We start from the raw sequence: 5,043 nt of genomic DNA on the forward strand, positions 1-5,043 counted from the left end.
AAATCATTTCTTAATCAACAAAGCAAGCTCATTCAATTGCTCCTGTGAAATGGTAGATGGCGAATCGATCATCACATCTTTACCGGCATTGTTTTTCGGGAAGGCAATGAAGTCGCGGATCGAATCTGCGCCACCGAAGATTGAGCAAAGGCGATCGAATCCGAATGCTATACCACCGTGTGGTGGTGCACCAAACTCAAAAGCATCCATCAAGAATCCGAATTGTTTCTTCGCTTCTTCTTCTGTGAAGCCGAGGTGTGTAAACATCAACTGCTGTGTTGGTCTGTCATGGATACGAATAGAACCGCCACCTACTTCTGTGCCGTTAATCACCATATCGTAAGCATTGGCACGTACTTTACCAGGGTCGGTATCCAGCAGGTGCATGTCTTCACGCTTCGGCGATGTGAACGGATGGTGCATTGCATGGTAGCGTTTTGTTTCATCGTTCCATTCGAGCAATGGGAAGTCGATCACCCACAACGCTGAAAATTTATTCTTGTCGCGCAAGCCGAGTTTCTCACCCATCAAAAGGCGAAGTTCATTCAGTTGCTTGCGGGTGGCGTGAGCTTCACCGGCCAGTAACAAGATCAGATCACCGGGCTGTGCATTGAATTTCTCTGCCCAGGCTTTCAGTTCTTCCGAAGTATAAAATTTATCTACCGATGATTTTATAGAACCATCCGCTTTATACTGTATATATACCAATCCTTTTGCACCAACCTGCGGACGTTTCACAAACTCGGTAAGCTCATCGATTTGCTTACGGGTATACTCGGCACATCCGCTTGCGGCTATACCTACTACCAGTTCTGCACTTTCAAATACCGGGAAGTTCTTTCCTTTGGTGAGCTCGGTAATTTCCACAAACTTCATGTCAAAGCGAGTGTCCGGTTTATCAGAACCGTATAGCTTCATGGCGTCATCGTAGAACATGCGTGGCACGGAAGGTAATTCTATATCTTTTACATTTTTGAAAAGATGACGAACCAGTCCTTCGAATATATTGAGTATATCTTCCTGTGTGATGAATGCCATCTCGCAGTCGATCTGCGTAAACTCCGGCTGGCGGTCTGCACGCAAATCTTCATCGCGGAAACATTTTACGATCTGGTAATAACGATCGAACCCCGACACCATCAGCAATTGCTTAAAGGTTTGTGGCGATTGTGGCAAAGCATAAAATTCACCGTGATGTATACGTGAAGGCACTACAAAGTCGCGTGCACCTTCCGGAGTTGATTTGATCAGTACCGGTGTTTCTACTTCAATAAAATTTTGGCCATCAAGGTATGCGCGTGTCTGCTGTGCCATTTTATGGCGGAGTTGCAATTTTTCACGCACCGGGTTTCTGCGCAAATCGAGATAGCGATATTTCATACGCAGATCATCACCGCCATCTGTTTCATCTTCAATAGTAAAGGGCGGTAACTTTGCGGGGTTAAGAATAGTAAGTTTGGAAACCTTTAATTCAATCTCACCCGTTGCTATTTTATCGTTCTTGGAAAGACGTTCTGCAACAATACCTTCTACCTGAAGTACAAACTCACGTCCAGTGCTGCGGGCCAGATCCAACAAGGTTTTATCCGTTTTACCTTCTTCAAAGATCAGCTGCGTAATTCCATAACGATCGCGGAGGTCTATCCAGAGTACGCTGCCTTTATCGCGAAGGCGCTGTACCCAGCCGGCCAGGGTTACGGGTTTGTTTACATCTGTTATCCTCAATTCACCGCAGGTGTGGGTTCGTAACATGTTAGTTTTAATTAATTTAGCCGCGAATTTAATAATACTTTGTGTCCCTGCGTGATATGCTAAGAATTAAAAGTGCCTTTCCTAATGTGTTGATTGTGTTGGCGTTGACCTTGCTGGCCGCCGATAAACCAAAGCTGGTAAAAGTTAAAGTAGCGGAAAGGATCACGATTTCCATTCCGCAAGACTGGAAGCCCATGGATGCGATGGACTTTACGCAGCGTTATCCTTCGGTGCGTGCACCACTGGCGGCCTATACCAATGACGAGCGTACGGCAGATTTCAGTGTTAACATTTCAGCAACACAATGGCCGGATAGCAACATCGAGATGGCGCGTGAGTTTTTCAAGTCAAGCTTGCTCAATACATTCGACAAGGTGGATATGATACAGGAGGGCGTGCACGAGATCAATAAAAAGAAATTTGCGTATTTCGAATTTGAGTCGCGCGTAAATGGTAATCGCCAACAAGAAGGTTTTCAGGACCCGATACTCCGCTATACCTATATACAGTACTTGGTTGAGCCCGGTAAAACACTGGTGTTCTCTTTTAACTGCCCCAGACGGATAAAGGATCAGTGGCAGGAAACTGCACGGGAAATGATGAAGGCTATAAAAATTAAGTAGCGCAAAGCAGAAAGTGAAAAGCACAAGCCTGCGGTTATACTTTCTGCTTTCCGCTTTGTATTTTTTACTTTCTTCAGTCTTAGGCTTTACGCTTTGTGCTTTATAGATTTGCCGATTGCTATGGAATTATATACCGATGAATACTTCATGCGCGAAGCTTTGAAAGAAGCTGTAAAGGCATTTGATATAGGAGAAGTGCCGGTAGGTGCGGTAGTGGTTTGCAACAACCGGATTATAGGACGAGCGCATAACCAGACTGAAAAATTAACCGATGCTACTGCGCATGCTGAGATGCTGGCTATAACAGCAGCTGCAAATCATCTGGGCTCGAAATATTTAGATGAGTGTACACTATATGTTACACTCGAGCCGTGCGTAATGTGTGCGGGAGCATTGCACTGGACGCAGTTACAAAAACTTGTTTATGGTGCTTCCGATATACAGCGTGGATATAGTCTGGTATCTTCACCGCTACTACACCCGCGAACCGAAGTGGTAAAAGGTATAAAAGCGGACGAGAGCAAAAAACTCATCAACGGTTTTTTTAAACGGATACGAAATTAATTAGTACACATGGAAATAAAAGGAAGAGTAATTCAGTTGTTGCAGTTGCAAACTGGTCAGGGTAAAAAAGGCCCGTGGAAGAAGCAGGAGTTTATCATCGAAACACAGAGCCAGTATCCTAAAAAAGTATGCCTGTCCGCATGGGGTGATAAAGTAGATCAGTATAATTTATCCGTTGGCGATGAAGTTTCCGTGTCAGTAGATCTGGAAAGCCGCGAGTATAATGGTCGTTGGTATACCGAGGCCAGAGCCTGGAAACTGGAGAAGAGTGGAGGCAACCGTGGTAGCAGCAATAACGCACCACCTCCGGGAGATGAGCCATTCTATGCTGATAATAGTCCTTCAGACGATCTGCCATTCTGATAATGGACCGTAAAGCATAAATAAATTCGTATAATCATAACGCTGGTGAAATTTTCCGGGCGAGGTTATGGTTGTATATTTGACTTTATACAATAAAAATGTTCAACCTATTAAATTAAGTACTATGGCTTTTACATTGCCCGCGCTGCCGTATGCAGCCAATGCTCTTGAACCACATATTGATGCAAAGACTATGGAGATACACCATGGCAAGCATCATAACGCGTACGTAACTAACCTCAACAATGCTATTGCCGGCACAGATGCAGAGAAGCTTAGCATTGAAGAAATCAATAAGAATATCTCCAAGTACCCGGTAGCAGTACGTAACAACGGTGGTGGTCACTATAACCACAGCCTGTTCTGGACCGTGCTTGGCCCCAATGCAGGCGGTGCTCCAACGGGTGCGCTAGCCGATGCCATCCATGCAGCCTTCGGTAATTTTGATGAGTTCAAAACTAAATTCAATGCTGCTGGTGCCGGCCGTTTTGGTTCAGGCTGGGCGTGGTTGATTGTTGATGGAAGCAAAAAACTTCAGATCACATCAACTCCTAACCAGGACAATCCTTTGATGGATATAGCCGAAGTAAAAGGCACACCTATATTGGGGCTTGATGTGTGGGAGCATGCTTACTACCTGCACTACCAAAACCGCAGACCTGACTATATCGCAGCTTTCTGGAATGTGGTGAACTGGAACGAGGTGGCAAAACGTTTCGAAGCTGCCAAATAATTCAGCAGGTTTACCGCTATATGATTTTACAAGCAAAGGCTTTCTTACGGAAGCCTTTGTTTTTTATACAACATCATCTTTTGTTTTATCTTCGGATATATAAGTATTTAACCCGTCATGCGCGTATTCTGTGCCATAGTCTCTCTGCTGCTCTTTTTCTCCTGCCAGCCTATGACCAAAAAAGAAAAACTCACCAAAGCCATTCAGGAGACTTTGGCGAAACCGAACGCAACGTTCGCAGTGGCATTTAAAGACCTGAATACCGGTGAAGAGATACTGATCAACGAGCATGAAACATTCCATGCTGCCAGCACCATGAAGACACCTGTTCTTATTGAAGTTTGCAAACAGGTAGTAGAAGGTAAATTCTCACTGGTAGATTCGATGGTGGTGCACAATGAATTTAGAAGTATAGTGGATAGTAGTGTATATAGCCTTGATCCGAAAAGCGACAGCGAACAGGAACTATACAATCACATTGGGGAAAAGCGCTCCATCTCTACGCTGGCTTACGATATGATCATTGCCAGCAGCAACCTTGCTACGAATATGATCATCGAATTGGTGGATGCCCGAAACGTAACCAATACCGTGCGCAGTATGGGTGCTAACGATATACAGGTATTGCGCGGAGTAGAAGATCAGAAGGCTTTTGAAAAGGGATTGAACAACACAACCACCGCGTATGACCTGATGATAATTTTTGAAAAAATAGCAAAGGGCGAAGCTGTGAATCCCGAAGCATCGCGCATCATGACCGAAATATTGCTCGACCAGAAATTCAACGAGATCATCCCCGCTAAGTTACCGGCCGATGTACGCGTTGCTCACAAAACCGGCAACATCGCAGGCGTAAACCACGACTCCGGAATTGTTTTTCTCCCCAACGATCGTAAATATGTTTTGGTGCTACTTTCTAAAGACGCCAAAGACGATAAAGCAGCGATCGATGCGATGGCCACCGTTTCCGAAATGATATATACTTACCTGACGAAGGAATAACCGTTA

At 44.8% G+C, this 5,043-nt stretch carries 6 protein-coding genes; 5 read left to right on the forward strand and 1 reads right to left on the reverse strand.

All coding sequences use genetic code 11. The features are described 5' to 3' along the window. Window positions 1-3: 3 nt before the first annotated feature. Window positions 4-1,752, reverse strand: a complete 1,749-nt coding sequence (aspS, locus tag V7Q33_RS19310; protein ID WP_333820943.1) for an aspartate--tRNA ligase — start codon at window positions 1,750-1,752, stop codon at window positions 4-6. 56 nt (window positions 1,753-1,808) lie between these two features. Here aspS and V7Q33_RS19315 point away from each other — a divergent pair, with 56 nt between their 5' ends. The 5 genes from V7Q33_RS19315 (at window position 1,809) to V7Q33_RS19335 (ending at window position 5,037) form a co-directional block, all read left to right on the forward strand. Then, complete coding sequence (locus tag V7Q33_RS19315) at window positions 1,809-2,375, forward strand: hypothetical protein (protein WP_331974778.1); 567 nt, start codon at window positions 1,809-1,811, stop codon at window positions 2,373-2,375. A 120-nt stretch (window positions 2,376-2,495) separates the two neighbouring features. Further along, a complete protein-coding gene (locus V7Q33_RS19320; RefSeq protein ID WP_333820944.1) occupies window positions 2,496-2,939 on the forward strand; it encodes a nucleoside deaminase in 444 nt (147 codons plus the stop codon). Between the two features lie 9 nt (window positions 2,940-2,948). Then, window positions 2,949-3,302 (forward strand): DUF3127 domain-containing protein, encoded by a 354-nt coding sequence (locus tag V7Q33_RS19325; protein WP_331974774.1) that lies wholly within the window; start codon window positions 2,949-2,951, stop codon window positions 3,300-3,302. 124 nt (window positions 3,303-3,426) lie between these two features. Then, a complete protein-coding gene (locus V7Q33_RS19330) occupies window positions 3,427-4,035 on the forward strand; it encodes a superoxide dismutase (protein ID WP_331974772.1) in 609 nt (202 codons plus the stop codon). Between the two features lie 117 nt (window positions 4,036-4,152). Next, window positions 4,153-5,037, forward strand: a complete 885-nt coding sequence (locus V7Q33_RS19335) for a serine hydrolase (RefSeq protein ID WP_331974770.1) — start codon at window positions 4,153-4,155, stop codon at window positions 5,035-5,037. Window positions 5,038-5,043 lie beyond the last annotated feature (6 nt).

Source organism: Ohtaekwangia sp. (assembly GCF_036786105.1).
In the GTDB taxonomy this organism is placed as follows: Bacteria; Bacteroidota; Bacteroidia; order Cytophagales; family Cyclobacteriaceae; genus Ohtaekwangia.

Excerpts from the sequence above, each read along its gene's own strand:
- V7Q33_RS19330 (WP_331974772.1), top strand. The coding sequence starts at position 3,427 with ATGGCTTTTACATTGCCCGCGCTGCCGTATGCAGCCAATGCTCTTGAA.
- V7Q33_RS19315 (WP_331974778.1), top strand. The coding sequence starts at position 1,809 with ATGCTAAGAATTAAAAGTGCCTTTCCTAATGTGTTGATTGTGTTGGCG.
- V7Q33_RS19320 (WP_333820944.1), top strand. The coding sequence starts at position 2,496 with ATGGAATTATATACCGATGAATACTTCATGCGCGAAGCTTTGAAAGAA.
- aspS (WP_333820943.1), bottom strand. The coding sequence starts at position 1,752 with ATGTTACGAACCCACACCTGCGGTGAATTGAGGATAACAGATGTAAAC.
- V7Q33_RS19335 (WP_331974770.1), top strand. The coding sequence starts at position 4,153 with ATGCGCGTATTCTGTGCCATAGTCTCTCTGCTGCTCTTTTTCTCCTGC.
- V7Q33_RS19325 (WP_331974774.1), top strand. The coding sequence starts at position 2,949 with ATGGAAATAAAAGGAAGAGTAATTCAGTTGTTGCAGTTGCAAACTGGT.